General features: G+C 69.3%; 26 protein-coding genes. 7 read left to right on the forward strand and 19 right to left on the reverse strand.

What is annotated here, in order from left to right:
* Window positions 1–55 precede the first annotated feature (55 nt).
* A complete protein-coding gene (locus tag HUX53_RS11540; RefSeq protein WP_176403168.1) occupies window positions 56–499 on the forward strand; it encodes a class I SAM-dependent methyltransferase in 444 nt (147 codons plus the stop codon).
* A gap of 3 nt (window positions 500–502) precedes the next feature.
* On the opposite strand, the gene HUX53_RS11545 is transcribed toward HUX53_RS11540, so the two are convergent.
* The 5 genes from HUX53_RS11545 to HUX53_RS11565 form a co-directional block, all read right to left on the reverse strand.
* On the reverse strand, window positions 503–1,108 hold the full coding sequence (locus HUX53_RS11545; RefSeq protein WP_176403169.1) for a response regulator transcription factor: 606 nt from the start codon (window positions 1,106–1,108) through the stop codon (window positions 503–505).
* Window positions 1,105–2,235 carry a histidine kinase gene (locus HUX53_RS11550; protein ID WP_176403170.1) on the reverse strand — a complete coding sequence of 377 codons (1,131 nt, stop codon included), beginning with the start codon at window positions 2,233–2,235 and terminating at the stop codon, window positions 1,105–1,107. The genes HUX53_RS11545 and HUX53_RS11550 overlap by 4 nt, the downstream gene beginning before the upstream one ends.
* Before the next feature lie 49 nt (window positions 2,236–2,284).
* Window positions 2,285–2,929, reverse strand: coding sequence for an ABC transporter ATP-binding protein (locus HUX53_RS11555; protein WP_176403171.1), 645 nt, complete (start codon window positions 2,927–2,929; stop codon window positions 2,285–2,287).
* A 91-nt stretch (window positions 2,930–3,020) separates the two neighbouring features.
* A complete protein-coding gene (locus HUX53_RS11560; protein WP_176403172.1) occupies window positions 3,021–4,301 on the reverse strand; it encodes an alpha-amylase family glycosyl hydrolase in 1,281 nt (426 codons plus the stop codon).
* A 42-nt stretch (window positions 4,302–4,343) separates the two neighbouring features.
* Window positions 4,344–5,507 carry a lactate 2-monooxygenase gene (locus HUX53_RS11565; RefSeq protein ID WP_176403173.1) on the reverse strand — a complete coding sequence of 388 codons (1,164 nt, stop codon included), beginning with the start codon at window positions 5,505–5,507 and terminating at the stop codon, window positions 4,344–4,346.
* 148 nt (window positions 5,508–5,655) lie between these two features.
* Here HUX53_RS11565 and HUX53_RS11570 point away from each other — a divergent pair, with 148 nt between their 5' ends.
* Window positions 5,656–8,145, forward strand: coding sequence for a DNA topoisomerase (ATP-hydrolyzing) subunit A (locus tag HUX53_RS11570; RefSeq protein WP_176403174.1), 2,490 nt, complete (start codon window positions 5,656–5,658; stop codon window positions 8,143–8,145).
* 37 nt (window positions 8,146–8,182) lie between these two features.
* On the opposite strand, the gene HUX53_RS43000 is transcribed toward HUX53_RS11570, so the two are convergent.
* From HUX53_RS43000 to HUX53_RS11590, 4 genes are all read right to left on the reverse strand, one after another.
* Window positions 8,183–8,542 (reverse strand): DUF4259 domain-containing protein, encoded by a 360-nt coding sequence (locus HUX53_RS43000; protein WP_176403191.1) that lies wholly within the window; start codon window positions 8,540–8,542, stop codon window positions 8,183–8,185.
* Between the two features lie 64 nt (window positions 8,543–8,606).
* Window positions 8,607–9,368: a class I SAM-dependent methyltransferase gene (locus HUX53_RS11580; RefSeq protein ID WP_176403175.1), complete on the reverse strand. Its 762-nt coding sequence runs from the start codon at window positions 9,366–9,368 to the stop codon at window positions 8,607–8,609.
* Window positions 9,365–10,033 carry an alpha/beta hydrolase gene (locus HUX53_RS11585; RefSeq protein WP_176403176.1) on the reverse strand — a complete coding sequence of 223 codons (669 nt, stop codon included), beginning with the start codon at window positions 10,031–10,033 and terminating at the stop codon, window positions 9,365–9,367. Before HUX53_RS11585 ends, HUX53_RS11580 begins: the two co-directional genes overlap by 4 nt.
* Window positions 10,034–11,023: 990 nt before the next feature.
* Window positions 11,024–11,572, reverse strand: a complete 549-nt coding sequence (locus HUX53_RS11590) for a flavoprotein (protein ID WP_309237174.1) — start codon at window positions 11,570–11,572, stop codon at window positions 11,024–11,026.
* Between the two features lie 396 nt (window positions 11,573–11,968).
* Between HUX53_RS11590 and HUX53_RS11595 the strand changes: the two genes are divergently transcribed.
* Window positions 11,969–12,376 (forward strand): hypothetical protein, encoded by a 408-nt coding sequence (locus tag HUX53_RS11595; protein ID WP_176403178.1) that lies wholly within the window; start codon window positions 11,969–11,971, stop codon window positions 12,374–12,376.
* Here HUX53_RS11595 and HUX53_RS11600 read toward each other — a convergent pair.
* From HUX53_RS11600 to HUX53_RS11635, 8 genes are all read right to left on the reverse strand, one after another.
* A complete protein-coding gene (locus HUX53_RS11600; RefSeq protein WP_176403179.1) occupies window positions 12,366–12,938 on the reverse strand; it encodes a dihydrofolate reductase family protein in 573 nt (190 codons plus the stop codon). The two genes, HUX53_RS11595 and HUX53_RS11600, sit on opposite strands and share 11 nt — an antisense overlap.
* Window positions 12,939–13,249: 311 nt before the next feature.
* Window positions 13,250–13,408, reverse strand: coding sequence for a hypothetical protein (locus HUX53_RS11605; protein ID WP_176403180.1), 159 nt, complete (start codon window positions 13,406–13,408; stop codon window positions 13,250–13,252).
* Between the two features lie 252 nt (window positions 13,409–13,660).
* Entirely contained in the window at window positions 13,661–14,023 is a 363-nt protein-coding gene (locus HUX53_RS11610; protein ID WP_176403181.1) for a nuclear transport factor 2 family protein, read from the reverse strand.
* Between the two features lie 87 nt (window positions 14,024–14,110).
* Complete coding sequence (locus tag HUX53_RS11615; protein ID WP_176403182.1) at window positions 14,111–14,452, reverse strand: hypothetical protein; 342 nt, start codon at window positions 14,450–14,452, stop codon at window positions 14,111–14,113.
* Between the two features lie 125 nt (window positions 14,453–14,577).
* Window positions 14,578–15,231 (reverse strand): response regulator transcription factor, encoded by a 654-nt coding sequence (locus tag HUX53_RS11620; RefSeq protein WP_176403183.1) that lies wholly within the window; start codon window positions 15,229–15,231, stop codon window positions 14,578–14,580.
* Entirely contained in the window at window positions 15,231–16,367 is a 1,137-nt protein-coding gene (locus HUX53_RS42495) for a sensor histidine kinase (RefSeq protein ID WP_176403184.1), read from the reverse strand. Before HUX53_RS42495 ends, HUX53_RS11620 begins: the two co-directional genes overlap by 1 nt.
* A complete protein-coding gene (locus HUX53_RS11630; protein WP_176403185.1) occupies window positions 16,364–16,846 on the reverse strand; it encodes a DUF1453 domain-containing protein in 483 nt (160 codons plus the stop codon). Before HUX53_RS11630 ends, HUX53_RS42495 begins: the two co-directional genes overlap by 4 nt.
* A 79-nt stretch (window positions 16,847–16,925) precedes the next feature.
* The gene (locus HUX53_RS11635) at window positions 16,926–19,016 is read right to left on the reverse strand and encodes a type IIA DNA topoisomerase subunit B (protein WP_176403186.1); all 2,091 of its coding nucleotides are present in this window, start codon (window positions 19,014–19,016) and stop codon (window positions 16,926–16,928) included.
* A gap of 212 nt (window positions 19,017–19,228) precedes the next feature.
* Here HUX53_RS11635 and HUX53_RS11640 point away from each other — a divergent pair, with 212 nt between their 5' ends.
* From HUX53_RS11640 to HUX53_RS11650, 3 genes are all read left to right on the forward strand, one after another.
* Window positions 19,229–20,131: an ABC transporter ATP-binding protein gene (locus HUX53_RS11640; protein WP_176403187.1), complete on the forward strand. Its 903-nt coding sequence runs from the start codon at window positions 19,229–19,231 to the stop codon at window positions 20,129–20,131.
* Window positions 20,128–21,201 carry an ABC transporter permease gene (locus HUX53_RS11645; protein ID WP_309237175.1) on the forward strand — a complete coding sequence of 358 codons (1,074 nt, stop codon included), beginning with the start codon at window positions 20,128–20,130 and terminating at the stop codon, window positions 21,199–21,201. Before HUX53_RS11640 ends, HUX53_RS11645 begins: the two co-directional genes overlap by 4 nt.
* Before the next feature lie 119 nt (window positions 21,202–21,320).
* Window positions 21,321–21,551, forward strand: a complete 231-nt coding sequence (locus tag HUX53_RS11650; RefSeq protein ID WP_176403188.1) for a hypothetical protein — start codon at window positions 21,321–21,323, stop codon at window positions 21,549–21,551.
* 154 nt (window positions 21,552–21,705) lie between these two features.
* Here HUX53_RS11650 and HUX53_RS11655 read toward each other — a convergent pair whose 3' ends face one another.
* A complete protein-coding gene (locus HUX53_RS11655; protein ID WP_255205163.1) occupies window positions 21,706–22,413 on the reverse strand; it encodes an N-acetyltransferase in 708 nt (235 codons plus the stop codon).
* Window positions 22,414–22,460: 47 nt separating this feature from the next.
* Here HUX53_RS11655 and HUX53_RS11660 point away from each other — a divergent pair, with 47 nt between their 5' ends.
* Window positions 22,461–23,204 carry a peroxide stress protein YaaA gene (locus HUX53_RS11660; RefSeq protein WP_176403190.1) on the forward strand — a complete coding sequence of 248 codons (744 nt, stop codon included), beginning with the start codon at window positions 22,461–22,463 and terminating at the stop codon, window positions 23,202–23,204.
* 225 nt (window positions 23,205–23,429) lie between these two features.
* Here HUX53_RS11660 and HUX53_RS11665 read toward each other — a convergent pair whose 3' ends face one another.
* Complete coding sequence (locus HUX53_RS11665) at window positions 23,430–24,725, reverse strand: RNA polymerase sigma factor (protein ID WP_303623166.1); 1,296 nt, start codon at window positions 24,723–24,725, stop codon at window positions 23,430–23,432.
* Between the last annotated feature and the right edge of the window lie 125 nt (window positions 24,726–24,850).

A 24,850-nucleotide genomic window follows, 5' to 3' on the forward strand; every position in this document is an offset into this window, starting at 1 on the left:
CTAGTGGTGGGGGGACAGCGTGGTGTTGCACTCTCCCCTCCGTCGGCAGCGTCAGATGTGTAGAAGGGACGGGGCCGACGCGCTGCGCCTGCCGTTCCGCGACGGGACGTTCGACGCCGCCGTGGCCGTGAACATGCTCTACCACCTGGACGATCCGGGCCGCGCGCTGCGCGAGGCCCGCCGCGTCCTCGCCCCCGGCGGGCTGCTGCTCGTGTCCGCGATCTGCCGCGACGACAGCCCCGAACTGGCGCCCGTCTGGTGTCCCGAACCGACCCTGTTCGACGCCGAGGACGCCCCGGACCGCGTCTGCGAGGTCTTCGGCGAGGTCGAGGTCGAACGCTGGGACGCCCCGCTGATCACGCTCCCCGACCGCGCCGCCGTCCGCGACTACCTGATCGCCCGCCGCGTGCCCCGACCCGAGGCCACGGAGGCCGCCACCAGACTCCGCACCCCTCTCCCCGTTACGAAACGGGGCAGCCTGGTGCTGGCCCGCCGCTGACCGTCACAACCAGCCGAGGTCGTGGGCGGTGCGGGCGGCGGCGTGCCGGTTGTCGGCGCCGAGTTTGGTGACGGCGGCGGAGAGGTAGTTGCGGACGGTGCCCTCCGACAGGCCTAGGTCGCGGGCGATGCGGGAGACGGGGGCACCGTCGGCGGCGGCGCGGAGGGTGTCCAGTTCGCGCGGGGTGAGCGGGCATTCCTCGGCGGCGAGGGCGTCGGCGGCGAGCTGCGGGTCGATGTAGCGGGCACCGGCGGCGACCTGCCGGATGACCTCGGCGAGCTGCCGGCCGGGCGCGTCCTTGCCGAGGAAGCCGCGGACGCCGGCGGCCATCGCGCGGCGCAGGTTGCCGGGTCGCCCGTGCGCGGTCACGATCACCAGGCGGCAGCCGGGCAGGTCGCGGGCGAGGCGTTCGGCGGCGGCGAGCCCGTCCAGGCCGGGCATGTCGATGTCGAGGACGGCGACGTCGGGTTTGAGGGCGAGGGCGCGGTCGACGGCCTCGTCCCCGCGCCCGACGTCGGCGGCGACCTCGATGCCGTCCTCGGTCTCCAGCAGGAGGACGAGCGCCTCCCTGATCAGAAGGTGGTCGTCGGCCAGCAGCACGCGGATCATGCGACTCCCTCGGTCGTGGCCGGGACGGCGGCGGTCACCCGGAACGTCCCGTCGCCGGCCGGGCCCGCGGTGAACTCGCCGCCGGCGGCCGTGATGCGCTCGGCGAGGCCGGTCAGGCCGCTGCCCGCGTCGCCGGCGCGGCGTCCGGCGCCGTCGTTGACGATCTCCACCCGGACGCGGTCGCGGCCGGCCTCGACGGTGATCTCGCACCAGGTGGCGCTGGAGTGCCGCAGGACGTTGGTGGCGGCCTCGCGGGCGACCCAGCCGAGCGGCTCGTGGACGTGCGCGGGCAGCGCCGGGGACACCTCGGGGCGTTCGCACCGGATCCCGGCGGCGCGCAGCACGGCGGACATTCCGTCCAGTTCGGTGCGCAGCGACGTGGTCCGGTAGCCGCGGACGACCTCGCGCACGTCCCGGACGGCGTCCCGCGCCATCGTCTGGATCTCGGTCAGCTCCTTGCGGACACGCCCGTCGTCGCGTTCGACGAACCGTTCGGCGACCTCGGCGCGCAGCGCGACCGCCTGGAGGCTGTGGCCGAGGACGTCGTGCAGGTCGCGGGCGAAGCGCAGCCGCTCCTCCCCCACTGCCGAGCGGGCCAGTTCGGCGCGCACCTCGCGCAGTTCTTGGACGACATGGAACAGCCAGACCGTGACATACCCGGAGAATGCGCCGAGCGGTACCCCGGTGACCTCGTACAGGACGGTCAGCGCCGGAAGCCCGAGGATCACGCCGTAGATCGGGGTCAGCACGGTCGCCGCCGCCGTGACCGCGATCGCCTCACGGACCGGGAGGACGACGGCGATCAGCCCGGCCGGCACGAGCAGCGCGTTGCCCCAGCCCTGGCCGGTGTCGAGCAGCGGCGGCAGCGCCCAGCAGATCAGCGCGATCGCGGCCAGCCCGAGCCGGTGGACGGGCGCGGTGCGGCGCATCAGGTTCTGCCACAGGAGCCGCGCGTAGAGGCCGAAGGCGGCGCCGACGCCGGTGAGGGCGAGGAGCAGGTGGCCGGCCTCGCGCCGCTCGGCGATCTCGTACCAGAGCGCCGGCAGCAGGAACCCGGCCAGCGTCAGCACCGTCATCCCCACGATGATCGCGGCGATGACGGTGGGACGCGGGATGCTGGGCTGCACGCGCCCAGCGTATGCGGCCGTCACGGTGGGGGTCGGGCTGCGCGGCCGGTCAGGCGGCGCGGAGCCGGTCGGCGTCCCGGCCGGTGACGAGGCGGCCCTCGTCCAGGATCCCGACCCGGTCGGCGCGGCACGCCTCGTCCGGGTCGCGGGTCGTGACGACGATGCTGACGCCGTGCGCGGCCAGCATGAGCAGGACGGACCACACCTCGCGGGCGTCGGCCGTGTCGAGCCCGGCGGTGGGTTCGTCGAGGAACAGGACGTCCGACCGTCCGATCAGGGCGAGCGCGAGGTCGAGCATGCGCCGCTGGCCCGGGGTCAGCTGCTCGAACGGGACGTCGGCGACGTGCGTGAGGCGGGCCATTTGCAGGGCTTCGTCACGGGTGAGCGGGTCGAGCGTCCAGCGCCGCCACGTGTCGATGACCTCGGTGACGGTCAGCCCTGGGAAAAGGCCACCGTCACGCCAAACGGCCCCAGCGCGCGCGGAGTCGCGGTCGTCGTAGGGGTCCGCACCCCTGAACCGGACGGTTCCGCTTGTGGAACGCCGTAGGCCGGCGAGCATTTCCAGGAGGGTGGTCTTGCCGGAGCCGTACCGTCCCAGCAGCGCGTAGACCTCACCCTCGGCCACGGTGAACGAGACGTTCCGGACGGCCTCGTTCAGGTCCAGGTCGCGTACCTCGATCACAGGTGCCTTCATGACATCCATGCTGGCCGCCGGTGGCGAGGACGTGCAGTCACAGGCGTCAGGAAGCGATCGTGAGGAATGCGGGGGTGGGCCATGACAAATGTCATGGTTCGGCGATGGCCCATCCGGTTGGGGGGACGGTGGCGCCGTCGGTGGTGAAGCTCGCTTCACCCGCTACGCACGTCCAGTCGGCGGTGGGCAGGTCGGTTTCGACGGTCTCGCCGTCCAGGTTGAGGACGACCGCGAGTTGCTCTGCGCCGTGCCCCACTGTGTAGGAGAGAGCCGTATTGGTCAAGGTGGCGACCGTGGTTCGGGCGCGGACAAGCCATGGATGGCGCCGTCTCAGACCGATCAGGTCTTGGTAGAGGCGATGGTGGGGGCTTGCGTAGCCCGGGGCCTCGTCGGGACGTTCTGGGAAGGCCGGTCGTATCGCGTCGTCCCCGCCTAGGCGTTCCTCCTTGACACCTTCGAAACCGAATTCGTCGCCCGCGTAGATGGACGGGACGCCACCGATGGTCAGCAGGAGCACGAGGGCGTGCGCTTGGTGCTCTTTCTGGCTCAGGCGGCTGGCGATGCGGGTCACGTCGTGGTTGCCGAGGAAGGTCTGCGGGGCGAACGTGTCGAGCATCGTGTTGTGCCGGTCTAGCGCGTGGGCCAGTTCGAAGAAGTTGCCGTCGTTGAGCGAACTCCAGATGGCCTTCCAGAGCTCGTACTGGGTGACGGAGTCGAACCCGGTGTCTTCGATGAGGCGTACGTAGTCGCCGTGGATGACCTCGCCGACGAACCAAGCGTCGGGGAAGCGCGCGCGGACGCGATCTGTGACCGTCCGCCAGAACGGTGATGGAACGGCGTATGCGGCATCAAGACGCCAGCCGTCTACGCCTCGCTCCAGCCAGTGGGTCATGACGTTCGTGACGTAGTCGGCGACCTCGGGTTCGGCGTGATTCAGCGTGATGAGGCGGTCGTGGCCTTCGAACGTCCGCAGGTCTGCGTGGAACCAGTTTCGGTACGGGGAGTCGTCGCCTCGGCTGGCGACGTCTCTGAACGGTTCGAAACTGCGTCCGACGTGGTTGAAGACCCCGTCGAGCAGAATCCTGACACCCTTCTGGGAGGCGTCGTCGATGAGCCGTTTCAGGTCGTCCTCGGTGCCGAGCCTGGGGTCGATGCGGTAGTGGTCGACGGTGTCGTAGCCGTGGGTCTCGGACGCGAACACGGGGCCGAGCACGAGCCCGTTGCAGCCGAGCTCCACGAGGTGGTCGAGCCAGTCGGCCAGCCTCCCGAGCCGCGGCTCGGGAGGTGTGTCTGCGGGGAGGGCCTCGCGTTCGGCGCCGACGAAACCGAGCGGGTAGGCGTGCCACCAGATGGCGTGATCGGGCCAGCGCATGCAGGTGTCCGTACCCGGAAAGTAGAACGGCATCTACGCCGTCTACGCGCGCGCAAGAATCTCCGGTGTCAGTCCGTCCAGAGTCCGGATGCCAGAGAGGGCCATGGTCAGCTCCAGTTCGGCCTGGAGGCAGCGCAGAACGTGCTGAACTCCCGCTTGACCGGCGAGCGCCAGCCCATACGCGTATGGACGAGCGACCAGGACGGCCTTAGCGCCGAGTGCGAGTGCCTTGGCGACGTCCGATCCCGTCCGGATTCCGCTGTCGAACAGTACGGTCGCCTGATCGTGGACGGCCTCGACCACACCGGGCAAGGCGTCCAGTGAGGCGATGGCCCCGTCCACCTGGCGTCCGCCATGGTTGGACACGATGACCGCGTCCATGCCGGCGTCCACGGCCTGGCGGGCGTCGTCGGGATGCTGGATGCCCTTGAGCGCGATGGGCCCGTCCCAGTGGTCGCGTAGGAAGATGAGGTCGTCCCAGGTGAGGCTCGGGTTCCCGAAGTTGGCGACCCAGTGCAGGATCGCCATGTCGCGGTTCTCCTGCGTGATGGGGCCGCCCACGGCCTTCTGGAAGACGGGGTCACTGAAGTAGTTGGCGACACCGATCCCGCGCAGGAACGGAAGGTACGCCTGGTTGAGGTCACGCGGGCGCCATGCCAGCGTGAACGTGTCGAGCGTGACCACGAGGGCCGTGTAACCGGCCGCCTTGGCCCGCTCCAGGAAGCTGACGGCAAGCTCCCTGTCCTTGGGCCAGTACAGCTGATACCAGCGAGGCCCGTCACCGTTCGCCTCGGCCACCTCCTCGATGGAGTACGAGGAGGCTGTGCTGAGCACGATCGGTAGTCCCTCCTCCGCCGCAGCCCGCGCAACGGCCAGTTCACCCTCCGGATGGAAGATGGACTGGACGCCGATGGGTGCGAGCATGACCGGAGACGGCATCGCGGTACCCAGGACGTCCACCGAAAGGTCCCGTTCGGCGACGTCCCGCAGCATGCGCGGCACGATCCGCCATCGGTCGAACGCCGCCCGGTTGGCCCGCGCGGTCGCCTCGCTGCCCGCCGACCCGGCCACATACCCGAACGCCTGCGCCGACAGCGAGCGCTCAGCGAGCCCTTCCAGCTTGGTCAGGTCCGTGGGCAGCGTCGGCAGGACGTCGCCCAGACCCTGCAGATAGATCGAGTTCTGGAAGTCGGCCAGCCCGCTCAAGGGAACCTCCACCTGGGGATATCGAAACCGTCCACCCTCAATCTGCCAGGTCCGTCAAGGTGACGGAACGGCACCAATCGGCCGAGTTCGGCGGCGCATCCGGTGGGGCGTGCGAAAGATGTCCCCGGGACCGGCCACAATGTGGGGCATGGCACGACGCGGATCCCAAGCCCCTCCACCGCCGCCGGACTTCGAAGAGAACATCGTCGACGTCGATGTCTCCGACGAGATGCGCGGCAGTTTCCTCGAGTACGCCTACTCGGTCATCTACCAGCGGGCGCTTCCGGACGCGCGCGACGGCATGAAGCCCGTCCAGCGCCGGATCCTGTACTCGATGAACGAGATGGGGCTCCGCCCCGACCGCGGGCACGTCAAGTGCGCCCGCGTCGTCGGCGAGGTCATGGGCAAGCTGCACCCGCACGGCGACAGCGCCATCTACGACGCGATGGTGCGGATGGCGCAGCCGTGGGCGATGCGGATGCCGCTCGTGGACGGACACGGAAACTTCGGCTCGCTCGGCGGCGACGACATGCCGGCGGCGATGCGGTACACCGAGGCCCGCATGTCGCGCGAAGCGATGCTGATGGTCGCGTCGATCGACGAGGACACGGTCGACTTCCGTCCCAACTACGACGGGCAGGAGCAGGAACCCGAGGTTCTGCCGGCCGCGTTCCCGAACCTGCTCGTCAACGGCGCGTCCGGCATCGCGGTCGGCATGGCCACGAACATGGCGCCGCACAACCTCGGCGAGGTCATCTCCGCGGCCCGCCACCTGATCGACAACCCCGACGCCACGCTCGAAGACCTGATGCGCTTCGTCCCCGGCCCCGACCTGCCCACCGGCGGCAAGATCGTCGGCCTGGACGGCATCCGCGACGCCTACGAGCGCGGCCGGGGGACGTTCCGCACCCGCGCCACGGTCTCCATCGAGAACGTCACGCCCCGCCGCAAGGGCATCATCGTCAGCGAGCTGCCCTACGCCGTCGGGCCGGAGCGGGTCAAGGCCAAGATCAAGGAACTGGTCAACAATAAGAAGATCCAGGGCATCTCGGACCTGAAGGACCTCACCGACCGCAATGTCGGCCTCCGCCTGGTCATCGAGATCAAGAACGGCTTCAACCCCGAGGCCGTCCTGGCCGACCTCTACCGGCTGACGCCGATGGAGGAGACGTTCGGCATCAACAACGTCGCCCTGGTCGACGGCCAGCCCCGCACTCTGGGCCTGCGCGACATGCTGCAGGTCTACGTCGACCACCGCATCGAGGTCGTCCGCCGGCGCTCGATGTTCCGGCGCAAGAAGCGCGAGGACCGGCTCCACCTGGTCGAGGGCCTCCTCGTCGCCCTGCTGAACATCGACGAGGTCATCCAGGTCATCCGGCAGAGCGACGACGCGGCCCAGGCCAAGCAGCGCCTCATGCAGATCTTCGAACTGTCGGAGATCCAGGCGCAGTACATCCTGGACACCCCGCTGCGCCGCCTCACCCGCTACGACCGCCTCGAACTGGAGAAGGAGAAGGAGCAGCTCGCCAAGGAGATCGCCCGCCTGACCGCAATTCTCGAATCCGAGAAGAAGTTGCGCGGCGTGGTCTCCAAGGAACTGAGCGACGTCGCCAAGGAGTTCTCCACTCCCCGCCGCACGATCCTCCTCGAATCCTCGGGCCACACCGCCGCGGCGGCCGTCCCCCTTGAGGTGGCGGACGACCCGTGCACGGTGCTGTTCTCGTCCACCGGCCTCCTGGCCCGCACGCACGACGCGTCACCGCTGCCGGACAGCGGCCCGCGCGCCCCGCACGACGTCCTGGCCTCGGTGGTCCCCGCGACGGCCCGCGGCCAGGTAGGGGCCGTGACCTCCTTCGGCCGGATGATCCGCATAGACGTCCTGGACCTCCCCACCCTGCCCCCCTCGGCGACACCCCCGTCCCTGGCCGGCGGTGCCCCGGTAGCCGAATACATCGACCTAGAGCCGGACGAAACGGTCGTAGGCATAGCCTCCGTGGACGAGGAGGGCGGCGGCCTGACCCTGGGAACGGCCCAAGGCGTGGTCAAACGAGTAGTCCCCGACTTCCCGGCGAACCGCGATGAATTCGAGGTGATCGGCCTCAAGGAAGGCGACCGAGTAGTCGGCGCCGTCCAATTGCTCTCCGAAGACCAGCACGTCGTCTTCATCTCGACCGACGCCCAACTCCTGCACTTCGCCGCGTCCCTCGTCCGCCCCCAGGGCCGAGCGGCCGGCGGAATGGCGGGCATCAAACTGGCCGCAGGCGCGCAGGTCATGTGGTTCGGCGCCCTGGACCCAGCCCGCGAGGCCCGCGTAATCACGATCTCCGGCTCGTCCTCAGCACTACCGGGCACTCAAACGGGCGCGATCAAACTGGCCGACTTCGCCGACTTCCCGTCCAAGGGCCGTGCAACGGGCGGCGTCCGAGCCCACCGCTTCCTGAAGGGCGAGGACGTCCTGCTCAAGGCCTGGGCAGCGCCAACACCCCTCCGCGCAGCAGCCGCCAACGGCAAACCGGCCATGCTGAACGTCACGATGGGCCGCCGAGACGGCTCCGGCGAACAACTGGACACCCCCATCGTCTCCATAAGCGGCCCAATAAGCCCGCCACCCCCGGACGAAGAAACAACCGAAGAGTGACGAAAGAGGCCCCGGGCCAACTCCCGGGGCCTCTCCCTCACACTCCGGGACGCACCCGAGCATTGAGATCCTCATTGCACCGGACGATCTCCTCCGCCACCTCGACAACGTCACACACAGGACGGCAGACGGCACCAACCTGCGGCAAGGACGCAGGCCGACGTCCAAGTCCGGCCCTCGATCGTCCGGGCCGCGAGTCCATAAGTGGGCCATCAGGGCACTGCGCCGCTACCAGGGCGACCGCCGCAACTGCTACCGCACCCTCGGAGCCGTGCATTTGGCTGGCCTCGCGGATCGCGGCCTCCAAGGCTTCTCGGATTGCGGTTGGACGCTCGTCCAAGGCCAGCTCATCCAGATCTCCCGCGAAGTCTGCGGCGTTGTCGTTGCGGAATTTCAGCCTCCGAGATCAGGGAGGAGCCCACGCTGTTCGCTGCCGGATCGGACGCCCGGTGCCGCCCCTTTCAGGGGTGGTGGGCGGTGATGAGCCAGGCGCGGGAGTTGAACCAGACGCCGTCGTCGGTCAGGTGCGCGGAAAGGGTTTCGCGCAGACGTCCGAGCGCGTGGTCCGCAGCGGCGGGAGGCAGTCGGTTCAGGGCTTCGCGGGTGCAGGTGAAGCCGTGGACCCAGTCGAGGGCGGCGGCCACGTCCCGGCCGTAGTAGACCGGCTCGTGGACGTCGGTGAAGGTGATGTCGGCGAACCCTGCAGCGTCCAGGATCCGCTTCACGGCCGGCGGGTCGGCCAGTGAGAATGGGTCTGGGCCGGCGGCTGGCTCCTGTGGTTCTGGGAGGGATTGTCGGACGGCGACATTCCACTCGTTGTGTTCGCCGGACTGCCAGACCAGGATCACAAGGCGTCCGGCCGGGCGCAGCGCCCGGCGGATGTTGGCGAACGCGGCGGCAGGGTCGTCGAAGAACATCGTGCCGAACCTGCTGGTCACCAGGTCAAAGCGCTGCTGCGGGAAGCGGTGGACCTGCGCGTCGGCGTGCTCGAAGCTGACGTTGCGCAGCCCCTCGGCCCGGGCGAGTTCGCGGGCACGCTCGATGGCGGGTGGGGAGATGTCGACGCCGAGCGCGCTGCCTGCTGAGGCTGCGCGCGCGGCCTGCCGGGTCGTCTGCCCGCTCCCGCAACCGATGTCGAGGACGTGCTCTTGGGGCTGGACGCCACAGGCCCGGCGCAGTACCTCGTTGTATCGCCGCAGTTCGGCGTCGTAGTTAGTGGTCACCCTGTAGCCCCCTGTTCGGCGGCGTACGCGTCGAGGCGGTCCGCCAACTCTTGCGGGCGGCTCAGCGCTGGGGTGTGCCCGCCGTCGATCTCGTCCGGGACGATCCCGAGGCGCTCTTGGGCGACGCGGCGCAGGAAACTCGGAGGGAACAGGCGGTCGTCGCGGCAGATCAAGACGTGCGTGGGGACGTTCGGCCAGGCCCGAAGCGGCGACTTTTCGCCCATGCGGGCCTCGGACTGGGCGCGTCCCCGCTTCAGCGCCTCGGCGGCCAGATCCGGCGGGACGTCCTGATAGAACAGGGCGATGGTGCCGTCGTAGCTGCCCCGCTCTTCCTCCTCGTACCTCGTGTGGGTCCAGTAGTCGGCGGGCGCCTCCCCCGGTGCGGGGATCATGGGCGCGAGCAGGACGAGCAGATCAACGGGCGTGCGGTCGCAGACGAGCGGGGCTATGAAGCCGCCGAACGACTGGGCGACGACGATGAGATCGGTTCGGTCACCGATGGCGGCGGCCACGGCGTCGGTGTACTCGGACAGGCCGGCGGAGTCGTCGTCACAAGGAAGATCCGGCGAGATGGTTTCATGGCCCCGCGCACGCAGTTCGTCCTCCACCAGATGCCAGTACCAGCCGACATCCCCGGCACCGTGGATCAGCACAAATGTGGCCACCTTGCCCTCTTTCCGCTGCTCAGATCCAGATCCAAACCGCTACCTGCCGTCCGGCTCTGGGATAACCCGGCTGCCGGGGCGGCAGTTCACGTTCCGTGAGCGAGGTTAGGCGACAGCGCCGACATTCTCTGCAACGTCGCCGGGCTGGCGAGGACGAGTTCGGTGACCGCACGAATCAGGGCACGAGGGTGACCGCCGATTCGTCCAGTTCCAGCTTGTGGACGGCTCCTGGCCTGGAGGGACGCCAACCTGCGCTCAACGCCGATCTAATGGCCGATGCCACCATCCCGGGAAAGACCACTCCTGCCGGAGCCATCACCCAGTTACTCGGGTGCGCGCACGGCAACGACACCAACAGACGTGCCCCAGGTCCCTGGGCATGCTCGACCACGAAGGTCAGCGGCGACCATGCCCATCCCTTGGCAGTAGGTCGGCCTGCCGCGCACCTTCCAGCGGTACTGAATTCCGTCCACGGAGATCAGCCGGGATCCCCTTTTCTTCAGCGCCATGTCCACCATCTGTTGTTGGTTGAAATTGAACCCTATTAGATGAGCTGAATCGATGGGCAATCGATTAATCCATCGACCGCTGTGCAAGGAGGCCACCTGGAAGACGGTGCGGGACGGTCGGGTCCTTGTCACCAGGGCGCAGGGGCCAGGTGGTCGGACCGTGGTGCCCGTTCTTCGGGATGCCGGGTGGGACGTGATCGCCCTGGCCGATGCGGGAGGCGTCTCCGCAGTTATTGAGGGCGCTGGGTCGATGCGGTCGTCCATGCGGCGGCGATCCCGGAGCCGGGGCACCAACCGCCTCATCCGGTATTCGGCAACAACCGTATGGGACCGTTCAACGTGGCGTCGCCGGGTGGCCTTACATCGGCGGCCACGGTCTTCACCGCGCTTGGCGAACCGCGAATCCCGAAGCCCCTACCGAGTTGATGCCCGTGGCACGTCCGGACGCCAGCGGAGTCGACTCGGGCAGGGCCGGACCTCTTCAGGACTTGAGGCCGGCGAATGCTTCCATGAGTTCGTTGCGGAATTCCGTCCAGGGGAAGGTGCCCTTGGTCATGTCGGGCGCGTCGGGGCTCGGGAGCGTGGCGGAGTCGAATAGGACTTTCACGCCCCAGTCGCGCAGTTCGGCGATACTGCGGATGAAGACCGGGTGGCGAGCGAGCGCCGAGTTCGGCCATGGTGCCGCGATGATGGGACGCCCCATGCCGACGGCCTCGTTGAGTAGGCCGAGGGCCAGGGTGTCGCTGGCTCCGTGGGCCCATTTGTTGATGGTGTTGAACGTGGCGGGCGCCACGGCGAAGGCGTCGGCGGGTGGTAGGACGTCGGGCTCGTCAGGATGCTTGTAGTCGAACCGGACGGGGAAGCCCGTCATCTCGGCCAGGCGGCCGGCGTCCAGGAACTTCATGCCGGACGGCGTGGAGACGACGCATACCGTCCAGCCGTCCGCCCGGAGGTCCGCGACGAAGGGCGGAAGTTGGGCGGCGGGCCTGCCGCCGCAGGCGATCACGTAGAGCACCGGATCTCTGGCCACCTCCCCACCCTCCCACGGCGCAGGGTGCATGCAGCGCCACCGCCATCTTCGGCGTGCGGACGACCGGTGATGTGTGTCCGTGATGCGCGCTTGATGGAGGTTTGATCGCGACCGCTCAGGCTTACCGGCACACGTTCACTCAGCGATGATCTACTCCGCGCCTGCACGTGGCACACCGCTGGCGTCCCGACCTCGTCGGCTGTTTCCGCGAGGCGGACGGACGGCCGGAACTCTCTGCCGTGGTCGGCGTGGAAGCCACGTCCCGCGGCCGTACCCGCACTGCGCGCAGCCGAGCGTCCGCTGCTGCTGACGACCGGCTGCGCCGACATCCGTTCGGTGATCTCAACTCACCGTGCCGTGTGTCCCGTCCAGGATCCGACCCCAGAAGGGCCCTCAATGCACGGCTATTACCGGCTGCTCAGGCGGCAGAGCATCCTCGTGCCGTTCGCTGCGTCCGTGGTCGGGCGGTTGGCGTTGGCGATGGCGCCGCTCGGGATCGTGGTCCTCATCGAAGAACTGCGCGGTTCCTACGCGAGCGCGGGAATGGTGTCCGGAGTCTTCGCCCTGGGAACCGCGGCATCCGCCCCATTGTGGTCCGCCGTCATGAACCGCGCGGGGCAGCCGAGGATCATCGCGGGTCGGGCACCGCCCGACTTCAGCCGGGTGATGAGTCGAGGCCATCAGGTGTTCGACCACAACCTGATGGCCTTGTTCGACGTCATCGAGGTCTGCGTGGGCGGAGGAGCGCCCTGTGCGGCGCGGGCAGGCGTCCGCAGTTGGCAACGGAAGGCCGTCAGCGGATGACGTCGAAGACGTTCTTCTGGATGCCGTTGGAGTACGCCTCGTGCTCGACGAGCTTGAGCTGCTGGGCGTCCTTGTCAGTGGAGCTGAACAGGCGCTTGCCCGCGCCGAGCAGCAGCGGGAACACGAGCAGGTGGTACCGGTCGATCAGACCCGCATCTGACAGGGCCTGATTCAGGGCCGCGCTGCCGTGGACGATGATCGGGCCGCCCTCGGTCTCCTTCAGCGCGGCGACCTGGTCGAGCGAGCGCAGGATCGTGGTCTCGCCCCAGCCCGCGACCAGATCGTCATCGGTGAGGGTGGTGGAGACAACGTACTTCGGCATCGCCTTGTAGCCGGCGAACTCCTCCATGGCGGGCCACACCGGGCTGAACGCCTCGTAGCTGGTCCGGCCCAGCAGCATCGCGGTGGACTCCTCCTGTTCCCGGCCCTTGATCTCGAACGACTCGGGGACGAACTCGATGTTCTTGAAGGTCCAGCCGGTGTTCCGGTAGCCGGGTTCGCCGCCCGGAGCCTCCATGACGCCGTCGAGCGAAATGAAGGCGGTGCTGATCAGAGTGCGCATCCTGGTCTCCCTGGTGTCTCGCGGTATGGTCACAGCCTGCCCTGGACAAAAAGATTTGTCAAGAACGATTCGATTGTCGGTGGTGGCCGTGCTTCGGCGGAGGCGGACCTCGGGGAGGCGGCCGTCCTCGACTCGGGCTGAGCGGACGGGCTTACCGTTGTCGCCGGCAGTGGCATCTTCGACGCTCGGGCATCGTGGCGACGTCGCCGGTGTGACCAGCGCAGATGGTGTGCCGGGATCGGCGAATCAGGACTCGGGCAGATACGGTCCCGATCTGGCGGCAAGGTGGTCGGCCGGGTTCCACAACCCGCTCATAGTGGACGCACGTCCTCGAAGACCAGGTGGAGGATGCGTACGGTGCTGTCCGGCGGGGCGGTCGTCTCGTTGACTCGGGCGACGGCCGTGACCAGCAGTTCAGCGGCCATGGTCGCGAACCCGTCCAGGCTCTGGCCGACGACTTCGGCCGTCACCGCCTCCTTGTCAGGGAAGTGGCGCCCCGGCGCGCTCTTCGACGAGGTCGGAACAGATGCGGCATCGATGAACGACATCGCCCTCTACGCGCGGGGACGCTTCGGCCCGGCCCGTGACCGGTCCTCCGGGGCGCACGGCCGGCGCCCGCGCAGCGCTCGGGGCCGACCGCGCTGCCGGCGGATCCGGCCACCCTTTCGCAGGACCGATGGGGAACGCGGTGGTGACGCGCCGGAGGCCGCGGGGACGGTCGGTCAGGTTTCGATGTCGTTGGGGCCCCAGTGGGCCTGCATTTGGGTGATTTTGCCCTCGGAGTTGAAGGTCATTACGTCTATAGCGCGGATGCGCATGCCGGGGACGTCGATGGTGAAGGCCATGGCGGCTCGGTCGCCGTGGGAGCCGCGGATGGGGGTGTCCAGGGTGAGTTTGGCGCCGCTGGCGATGGCGTTCGTGTAGAACTCCTCGATGGCGGCGCGGCCGGTCATCGGGGGGTGGCCGACCGGGTCCTCGATGACCGCGTCGTCGGCGTAGAGGCTGGTCACGGCCGCGGCGTCGGCGGCGTTGAAGGCGTCGACGTAGGTCTGGAGCGCCTGCTTCATGTGTTCCTGGGACGGCATGAGCGAAGCGTAGCAAGCGATCGCTTGGTCGCTCGTATTGGTGTAATTACACGGGGAAACGACACCGGCGGAATCACAGCGGATTAGTTACGCCGGCGTGGTTTCGGGCTTGCGGGGGCGGGGTTGCAGGCCCTGTTCGGCGGATGCGGCCAGGGCTTCCAGGAGGTCGGACGGGGCGCCGGTGGCGTCGTCGTAGTGCCACGCGCGGATGATCTGCTCGCCCTCGGCACCCGGGTTGAAGCGGCCCAGGGCGAAGCAGCCGGCGATGGCCAGGCGGACGATCACGCGGGAGCTCTCGTCCAGGTGCGTCGCGTAGGCGGCCGCGTCGATCAGGCCGATCGCGGCGCGGACGTTGCGCGGGCCGGGACGGTCGATCCGCCATTGCGCGTAGGGGCGCAGGTAGTCCGCGATCATGCAGGTTCTCAGCACGGTCCTCATCGTGGAGCCGCGAAGGCACGCCAGTGTCTGGTTTGACCGTCCTCCAGCCCCCACCCACCACCATCCAAAGGACGAGCTCCGCTCGGCGCTATGCCTTGCCGGACGATGACCGATGATCAGCCGGTGAGGCCGTTCTTGTAGGCGTAGGTGACGGCCTGGGCGCGGTCGCGGAGGTTCGCCTTGGCGAACAGGTTGTTGATGTGCGTCTTCACGGTGGCCTCGGAGATGAACAGGTCGCCGGCGATCTCGGCGTTGGAGCGTCCCTGCGCGATGAGGGTGAGGACTTCCGCTTCGCGGCGGGTCAGGCCGTCCGGCAGGCCGGCGCGGCGGGGGCGTTCGCCGGCGGCGACCGCCTCGACCAGGCGGCGCTGGACGGCGGGGTCGAGCTGGGACGCTCCGCCGCGGACGGCGTCAATGGCGCGGGCGATCTCGTCGGCGCCGGCGTCCTTGGTGAGGTAGCCGCGGGCGCCGGCGCGGAGGGCGGCGAAGATCGAGTCGTCGTCGGCGTAGGTGGTGAGGACGACGATCCCGACGTCGGGGTGGGCCTCCTTGATGCAGCGGGTCGCCTCGACGCCGTCCATGCGCGGCATCCGCAGGTCCATGAGGACGACGTCGGGCCGGAGTGAGGCCACCATCGCGACGGCCTGTTCGCCGTCGCCGCAGGCACCGGCCACGTCGATGCCGGGCAGCAGTTCGAGGAGCAGGACCAGGCCCTCGCGCACCACGGTCTGGTCGTCGACGACCAGGATTCTCGTCACCGCGTCTCCCATCACGCCGGCACCTGGAGGGACACACGGAAGCCCTTACCGTCCGGTCCGGTGATCAGGGTCCCATCGATGAGTTCGGCACGCTCCCGCATACCGACGAGACCGTATCCGCCTCCGTTCAGTTCGATGACCGATTCCGTTCCTCCGCTGTCGGTCACTTCCAGTTCCACCTTGTCGTTGAGGTAGCGCAAGGTGACCTGTGCGCGCGCGCCGGGAGCATGCTTGCGGACGTTCGTGAGGGCTTCCTGAGCGGTGCGCACTACCGCGAGCCCTGCCTGGGGTGAAAGTTCGCGCGGTGCCCCTGTCACTTGCACGTCGCAGGGACGCCCCGTGCTGGCGTAGAACTCCTCGGCGAGTTCCGCGATGGCCTCCTTGGGCTCCGGTATCTCCCCGCGGAGGGTGGCAAGGGCGCGCCTTGTCTCCTCCAACCCCGACCGAGCGAGGTTCCGCGCGCGCTCTACACGGTCCAAGGCCTGGACGCGGTCGCCGTCCCGCGAGAGGAGCAGCCGTGCCCCTTCCAGGTGGACGATCTGCGCCGAAAGCGAGTGCGCCAGGATGTCGTGGATCTCGCGGGCGATGTGCGACCGTTCGGCGAGGACGGCGTTGGCGGCCTCCGCGCGACGGGTGGCCTCCTGTGCGGCAGTGCCCTGGCGGCTGGCGACGGCGCCCAGTGTGAGCCCGGCGAACGCCGACATGAGGCCGAAGTCCGCCCCGCCCGACCGGAGGGCCTCCCCCAGCCCGCCGATCGCGGCGACAGTCAGCACGCTGACCGTGATGCCCCACGGCAGCGGCAGCCGCATCATCAGCACCCAGAGGCCGGCCATGCAGAAGAAGAACCCGCCGCCGGCGTGCGGTGCGATCGCGTACAGCGCCATGCCCGCCGCCACGGCCAGGAGCAGCAGGACGATCCCGGTCCCCCGCCAGGGCGAATCCTTCTGGCGTCCGACCGCGATGCCGGATCCCAGAAGGGCGAACATCGCCACGTTGAGGACGACGAGGGCTAGGCCGGCGCCGTGCAGCGCCGGGGCCGGTTCCCCGTGCAGCAGCCCCCGAACGTACGCGACCAGCCCCCACGCCACCAGCATGCCGACGATGAGCAGCCGGACGATCCGCTCGCGTGACGTCACCTTGCAGTTCACGATGCGACATTAACCGGTGCGAACCCGGCGAGCCTGCGCGCTCGGCGGCCGACCACGAGGCTCTGCACGAGCAGCGTCACGGCGAGGAACAGCAGGACGCCGCCGGCGGCCGGCTTGATCCCGGCGGCGTACCCTGCGCCGACGAACGCCGCCCGGATCGCGACCGACACGAGCCAGGCCGCGAGCGTCCAGCCGGTGCCGCGCCGCCAGAGCGTCCCGTCGTGTTCGCGCCACAACCGGACGGTGACCGCGCGCAGCACCCCGAGCCCGACGGCGGCGACGGCCTCCCCGGCGAACAGGCCGAGGCTGGGGGCGAGATGCCCGCTGTCGATCAGCCCGCCCTGCGCCACGGCCACCACCGCGAGGACGAGCGGGACGGTGTACATCCTGCGCTCGTCGACGGACCGCGTCCGCAACTGCCGGTAGAGGACGAGCGCCAGCACCGCGAGCCCCAGAAGAACGTTGTCCAGCGTGTTCATGCCCCGACGCTATGGACCGGCGGCCCTGAAGCGGATCGCCGCACGGCTGGAATCCCGCTCTCCACCCGCGGGTGGACGCTCAGGTGTCGATGCGTTCGACGTCGAGTTCGGTGGCGCTGGCGGTGAGGAACGCGCGGCGCGGGGCGACGTCGCTGCCCATCAGCAGGTCGAACACCTTCGCGGCCTCCTCGGCGTCCTCGATGCGGACGCGCCGGAGCACCCGGTGCCGCGGGTCGAGGGTCGTCTCCGCGAGCTGGTCGGCGTCCATCTCACCGAGGCCCTTGTAGCGCTGGATCGGCTCCTTCCAGCGCTGGCCCTTGCGCTCCAGCTCGACGAGCCGCTTGCGCAGCTCGGCGTCGGAGTAGGTGTAGATGTACTTCTCCTGGCCCTTCCGCGGCTTGATCAGCTCGATGCGGTGCAGCGGCGGGACGGCGGAGAACACCCGTCCGGCCTCCAGCATCGGGCGCATGTAGCGGTGGAAGAGGGTGAGCAGCAGCGTGCGGATGTGCGCGCCGTCGACGTCGGCGTCGGCGAGGATCACGACGCGCCCGTAGCGGGCGGCGTCCACGTCGAACGTGCGGCCGGAGCCGGCGCCGAGCACCTGGATGATCGCGGCGCACTCGGCGTTCTTCAGCACGTCCGCGACGGACGCCTTCTGCACGTTGAGGATCTTGCCGCGGATCGGCAGCAGCGCCTGGAACTCGGAGTTGCGGGCGAGCTTGGCGGTACCGAGCGCCGAGTCGCCCTCGACGATGAACAGCTCGCTGCGGTCGTCGGTGGTGCGGCAGTCGACGAGCTTGGCCGGCAGCGCCGAGTTCTCCAGCGCGTTCTTGCGCCGCTGGTTGTCGCGCTGGGTGCGGGCGGCGATGCGGGTCTTGGCCGCGCCGACGACCTTCTCCAGGACGGCCCGGAGCGGCTGCTTCTGCCCGCGCGGCGGGTTCTCGAAGATCGCCCGGAGTTCGCGCAGGACGACCGCGGACACGATGCGGGTGGCCGCGGACGTGCCGAGGACCTCCTTCGTCTGCCCCTCGAACTGCGGCTCGGGCAGCCGGACCGTCACCACGGCGGTGAGGCCCTCCAGGACGTCCTCCTTGATGACGTCCTCGTCGCCGTTCTTCAGCAGCTTGACCGCGCGGAGCTGCTCGTTGAGCACCTTGAGCACGGCGCGGTCGAAGCCGCGCAGGTGCGTGCCGCCCTTCGGGGTGGCGATCACGTTGACGAACGACTTGGTGATCGTGTCGTAGCCGTTGCCCCAGCGCAGCGCGACGTCGACCTCGAGGTCGCGTTCGACGTCGGTCGGGGTGAGGTGGCCCTGGTCGTCCAGGACGGGGACGGTCTCGGTGAAGTGGCCGCGGCCCTGCAGCCGCAGCACGTCGACGAGGGCGGCGTCCTTGGCCAGGTAGGTGCAGAACTCGCTGATGCCGCCGTCGAACCGGAACGTCTCGTCGACGATCTCCTCGCCGCGCTCGTCGCGGACGTCGATCGTGAGGCCGGGGATGAGGAACGCGGTCTGCCGCATCCGGTCGAGCACGACCGCCTGGTCGATCGTGGCGTCCTTCAGGAAGATCTGCAGGTCGGGCCAGAAGCGGACGCGGGTGCCGGTGACCTTCTTGGCGACCTTGCGGACCTGCCGCAGGCCCGACTTCTTGCGGAACCGCGCGTTCGGGCGCCCGTCGTCGGCGAACTCGCCGGGCAGGCCGCGCCGGAAGCTGATCGCGTGCGTGTGGCCGTCGCGGTCGACCTCGACGTCCAGCCGCGCGGACAGGGCGTTGACCACGGACGCCCCCACGCCGTGGAGCCCGCCGGACGCGGTGTAGGAGACGCCGCCGAACTTGCCGCCCGCGTGCAGCCGCGTCATGACCAGCTCGACGCCGGGCAGCCCGGTCTTGGGCTCCAGGTCGACGGGGATGCCGCGGCCGTTGTCGCCCACCTCGAAGGACCCGTCGGCGTGCAGCGTCACGCTGATGTGGGTGCAGTAGCCGGCGAGGGCCTCGTCGACGCAGTTGTCGACGATCTCCCACAGGCAGTGGGCGAGGCCCCTGCTGTCGGTCGACCCGACGTACATCCCGGGTCGCTTCCGGACGGCCTCCAGCCCCTCCAGCACCGACAGGTGCCGGGCGGAGTAGCCGTGCGGGTCTTCGGTTGTCGCTTCGGCGGTCGCGGCGGTCAACGTGCGTGCGCTCCTCGGGGGTAGGACGGTCGGCAGCAGGGTACCCCCGACCGCCGACAATCCACCGAATGGCTCGCCGCCACGGGCGTTCCGCACGTCCGTACGGCGGTTGCGGCCGGTTCGCCGGGCTGCCCCCGACCTCGACTTCTAGACCTTAACGTCCACCTTTAGGTGGGTGTGCGGGATCTGCTCCGCTGCCTAGTGTTCGTTGCATGGTGCAAACGATCGAGGTCTCGGGCCTCTGTAAACGCTACGGGGACGTCCAGGCCGTGGACGGGGTGACGTTCGGGGTCGAGGAAGGCGAGTTCTTCGGGATCCTCGGCCCGAACGGCGCGGGCAAGACGACGACGCTTGAGATCATCGAGGGGCTGCGCGAGGCGGACGAGGGGGACGCCTCGGTGCTCGGGCTCTCTCCGTGGCCGCGCAATCCGAAGCTGCTGCCCAGGATCGGCGTGCAACTGCAGGCGTCCTCGTTCTTCGAACGGCTGACCACCCGCGAGCAGTTGCAGACGTTCGGCTCACTCTACGGCGTCCCGTCCAAGAAGGCCGACGCGATGATGGAGCTGGTGGGCCTGGCCGACAAGGCCGACGTGCGGGTGGAGAAGCTGTCGGGCGGCCAGGCGCAGCGCCTGTCCATCGCGTGCGCGCTCGTGCACGACCCCGAACTCGTGTTCCTGGACGAGCCGACCGCCGCGCTCGACCCGCAGGCCCGCCGCAACCTCTGGGACCTGCTGCGCCAGATCAGCACGGAGGGCCGCACGGTCGTCCTGACCACGCACTACATGGACGAGGCGGAAATCCTCTGCGACCGCGTCGCCATCATGGACTCGGGCAGGATCCTGCGGCTCGGCCCACCGGCCGTGCTGGTGCGGGGCCTGGACGCGCCGGCCAGGATCAGCGTGGCGAGCGGCGTTCTGGACGTGGCCGACGCGCGGCTTCTACCGAGCGCGGACGAGGCCGCCGACGACGGGGTCTCGCTGACCATCACCACCCGCGACCCATCGGCCGTGGTCGCGGCCATGGCGGCCAAGGACGCCCTGGACGGCGTGCAGATCCGCGGCGCCACCCTTGAGGACGTCTTTCTGGAGCTCACCGGACGGGAGTACAGGGCGTGAGCACGTTCGAGAGCTTCAAGAGCCTGTCCCGGGCCATGTACCTGGGCTTCAAGCGGGACCGGACCGCGCTGTTCTTCACCGTCCTGTTCCCGCTGATGTTCCTGGTCATCTTCGGCGGGATCTTCGGCCACCAGACGACGTCCAAGGTGAAGGTCCTGGAGATCGGCAAGGCGCCGGTCCTGGAGCAGGCCGTCACGCAGGGTTCCGACGAGCTCGCCAAGGTCCTGAAGGTCACCAAGGCGTCCGACCGCGCCGGCGCGCTGCGCAAGGTCGAGAAGGGCGACGCGGACGCGGCCGTCGAGCAGCGCGGCGACCGGCTGGTCGTCCACTACTCGGCCGCGGACCAGGTCAAGTCCGGGACGGTGCGGGGGCTGATGAACTCGATCGTCCAGGCGGCCAACCAGGAGGCGACCGGCAAGCCGCCCGCCTACACGATGTCCACCCAGCAGGTGGAGGACGACTCGCTCAAGGCCATCCAGTTCTTCACCCCCAGCCTGCTGGGGTGGGCGCTGGCGTCGGCGGGCGTCTTCGGGGCCTCGCAGACGCTGGTGACGTGGCGCACCAAGGGCATCTTGCGGCGCCTCCAGCTCTCCCCAGCCCCGATCCCCACCGTGTTCGCCGCGCGCGTCGCGGTCAGCCTCGTCATAGCGCTCGTGCAGTTCGCGCTGTTCGTGCTCGTGGCCCAGCTGCCGATGTTCGGGCTGCAGCTCAGCGGCGCCTGGTGGATGGCCATCCCGATGGTGATAGCGGGCGTGCTCGCCTTCCTGTCGATCGGGATGCTGATCGGCGCGTGGGCCAAGACGCAGGAGACGGCCCAGGCGGTGACGCAGCTGGTCGTCCTGCCCATGGCGTTCCTGGGCGGCTCCTTCTTCCCGCTGGACGCGTCGCCGGGCTGGATGAAGACGCTGTCCTACATCTTCCCGCTGCGGTATCTCAACGAAGGGATGCTCAACGTGATGGGACGCGGGCTGGGGCCGACCTCCGCACTGCCCCAAATCGGCGTTCTGCTGGGCGTCGCGGTGGTCGGTGCACTGATCGCCGTGCGCCTGTTCCGCTGGGATGCCGTCTAATGTGACCTCGGTCACTTATTGGGCCATTCTGCTGTGGGCGTACGAAGAACCAGGTTGGGAACGTCAACGTCGGGTTAGATGTTGTCCTAAGTACCGACCCCGAGCATGAGGAAGGTGCCGTGACTGGAGCCCTTGCCCCAACCAAGCCGCTGACCGTCGCCGACCGATGCGACCGCTGCGGCGCCCAGGCCTACGTCCGTGCAGTCCTTGTAGGCGGCGGCGACCTTCTGTTCTGCGCCCACCACGGACGCAAGTACACGGAGGCGCTGCGAGCCAACGGGGCCGACATTCAGGACGAGACCGACCGGCTCAATGAAACCTCGGCGACCGCGCCCACTGAGGAGCGGTAGATCAACATAGAATCCCCAAGGGAACGGCGGTCATCGGAGACGGTGGCCGCCGTTCGCATTTCCCCCAAGGGGACAACGAATAGTAGTTGAGTGATCACAGATTGTAGCCGCATTGAGCCGCCGGGTGAGGCAGATCACTGAATCGACGCGTTACTCACCTGACGGTGACATTCTTCACGCGGTAGTGATAGCCGCCGGCCTGAACGAAGCCTTCGGCCCCGTACAGCGCCCGCGCGGAAGCGTTCCGCTCGACGACGACCAGATACGCCCGCTCGCAGCCCTGATCGCGTCCCCAGGCGAGGAGCGCTCGCAGGACGCGCCGTCCTAGCCCTCGTCTGCGCGCTTCCGGTGCAACGGCCATGGCGTAGATGCCCAGCCACTCCCCTTGCGGCACCCCACGACCGACGGCGACGCCGTCCAGTGACGCATAGCCGGCAGGTACACCGGTCAGGATCTTCTCCGCCATGGGCAACTGGTGGTCGTATCGGCCATCGACCGACCACCACAGGTCGAGCCACTCTTTCGACGGCGCCTGGGCGACCTCCACACCGTCCCGCGCGTAGGGGCCAGCAAGGTCGGCCACCATGGCGATGGTCGGATCGACCAGTTCGTAGCCACTGGCCTCCAGCAACCCATCGAGCCCCTCGGGCCGTGCCTGGGCGTCCATGGAGAACACCGTCGGCAACCCCAGTTCGGTGTAGAAACGCTCCGCCCGCTCTAGGGCGAGGTCCACGTCTCCTGGGTCGCCCATGGGCAGGACGGAGTTGGCCCGCTTGGTCACCCCGTCGGCGTGGCGGAGCAGCCAGCCGCCAATATCCTGGGTGAACGGCGCGGGCCATGCCTCGGCGACGAGTTCGCCCAACCGTGTTCCCAGAGCCCGCGTCATCTGTCACCGCTTTCGGGGGGATCGTGCACATCCTGCTGCCGCCGTCGGAGAAGAAGGCTACCGACGGGGACGGTCCGCCCCTCGACCTGGCCTCGCTGAGCTTCCCCGAGCTGAACCCGGTGCGGAAGCGCGTCCTGTCGTCCCTGACCAAGGTGAGCCGGCGGGCCGACGCGCCCGACGTGCTCGGCCTGCCGCCCGGCCAGGCGGACGACGCGCTGGCCCGGAACAAGATCTTGCGCGAGGCGCCCACGCTGCCCGTCGCGCGCCTCTACACGGGCGTCCTCTACGACAACCTCGACCTCGCCGACCTGGACGCCGAGGCCGCCGCCGCGCAGATCATCGTCTTCTCGGGCCTGTGGGGCGCGCTGAGGCTCACCGACCGCGTCCCGCCCTACCGGCTGGCCATGGCGGTGTCGCTGCCGCCGCTGGGCCGTCTGGGGACGTTGTGGCGTCCAGCGATGCGGAAGGCGCTCCGGCCGGACGGCGACCTGGTCGTCGACATGCGCTCCGGCCCCTACGCGGCCGCATGGAAGGCCCCGCAGCCGGCCGTCGCCGTCCGCGTGTTCCGCGAACGCCTCGTCCACGGCGCCCCCAAACGGACGGTCGTCAGCCACATGGCCAAGGCCACCCGCGGCCAGATCGCCCACGACCTGCTCAAAGCAGACGCCACCCCGCGCACCCCCGACGAACTCCAGAAGGCGGTGGCCGATCTAGGCCACACGGTCGAGCTCAACGGCCCCAACCTCGACGTCATCCTCCACGACTGACGTCCAACACCGTTTGAAAGCACCCACAGGACCGAACGGCGGAGCCGACGTCCCCTGGCTGACGCCAAACGAAGAGACGCACAACAAAAACAGGACCCCGCGCATGGGCGCGAGGTCCTGTTCTCGTTGGGTCCAGTGTGTCCCTGGTGGGGGCGACCCCACACGAGCCCGGCAGAGCGACCGGTCGGCGCTTGCACGCCGCCGGTGCTCCGTTCCAGGCGCCGGTCAGTCCAGGTAGTCGCGGAGGACCTGGGAGCGGGACGGGTGACGCAGCTTCGACATGGTCTTCGACTCGATCTGGCGGATGCGCTCGCGGGTCACGCCGTAGACCTTGCCGATCTCGTCCAGGGTCTTCGGCTGGCCGTCGGTGAGGCCGAACCGCATCGACACCACGCCGGCCTCGCGCTCGCTGAGCGTGTCCAGGACGGAGTGGAGCTGCTCCTGCAGCAGCGTGAAGCTGACCGCGTCGGCCGGGACGATGGCCTCGGAGTCCTCGATGAGGTCACCGAACTCGCTGTCGCCGTCCTCGCCCAGGGGCGTGTGCAGGGAGATGGGCTCGCGGCCGTACTTCTGGACCTCGACGACCTTCTCCGGGGTCATGTCGAGTTCCTTGGCCAGCTCCTCCGGGGTGGGCTCGCGGCCCAGGTCCTGGAGCATCTGCCGCTGCACGCGGGCCAGCTTGTTGATGACCTCGACCATGTGCACCGGGATGCGGATGGTGCGGGCCTGGTCGGCCATCGCGCGGGTGATCGCCTGCCGGATCCACCAGGTGGCGTACGTGGAGAACTTGTAGCCCTTGGTGTAGTCGAACTTCTCGACGGCGCGGATCAGGCCGAGGTTGCCCTCCTGGATGAGGTCCAGGAACAGCATGCCGCGGCCGGTGTAGCGCTTGGCCAGCGAGACCACCAGGCGGAGGTTGGCCTCCAGGAGGTGGTTCTTGGCGCGGCGGCCGTCCTCGGCGATCCACTCGAAGTCCTCGAGGTCCTCCTCGGACATCGCGGGACCGGAGGCGGCGAGGCGCTCCTCGGCGAACAGCCCGGCCTCGATGCGCTTGGCGAGCTCCACCTCCTGCTCGGCGTTGAGCAGCGGGACCTTGCCGATCTGCTTGAGGTAGTCCTTCACCGGGTCGGCGGTGGCGCCGGCGGCGGCGATCTGCTGGGCGGGCGCGTCCTCGTCGTCGTCGCCGAGGGTGAAGCCCTCCTCCTCGGCCGCCGGGGAGGTGCCCTCGGCGGCCGGCTTGCCGGCCGGAGCGGCGGCCTTGACGGCGGCGGGCGCGGCCGGGGCCGCGTCCTCCTCGTCGGTCTCGGGCTCCTCGGCCTCGGCGGCCGTGTCGTCCCCGAGCTCGACGTCGAGGTCGGCCAGGTCCTCGTCGAGGTCGACCTCGACCTCGTCGTCGACCTCCGGGTCGGTGCCCTTCTTGGCCGGCGCCGCCTTGGCGGCGGCCCCCTTGACGGCCGCGGCCTTCTTGGCGGGCGCCAAGGCGAAGAAGGCGGCGCCCGCCAAGAAGGCGGCGCCCGCCAAGAAGGCCGCGGCCGCCCAGGGGGCCGCGGCCTTCTTGGCGCCGGCCCCTCTCCCCCTCTGACGCTGGCCAAGAACGTGACTGTGTAGGACCCGCGTCGCGCCGCAACCTCACAACACCAACAACA

Source organism: Actinomadura sp. BRA 177 (genome assembly GCF_013372625.1).
Taxonomy (GTDB): Bacteria; Actinomycetota; Actinomycetes; order Streptosporangiales; family Streptosporangiaceae; genus Spirillospora.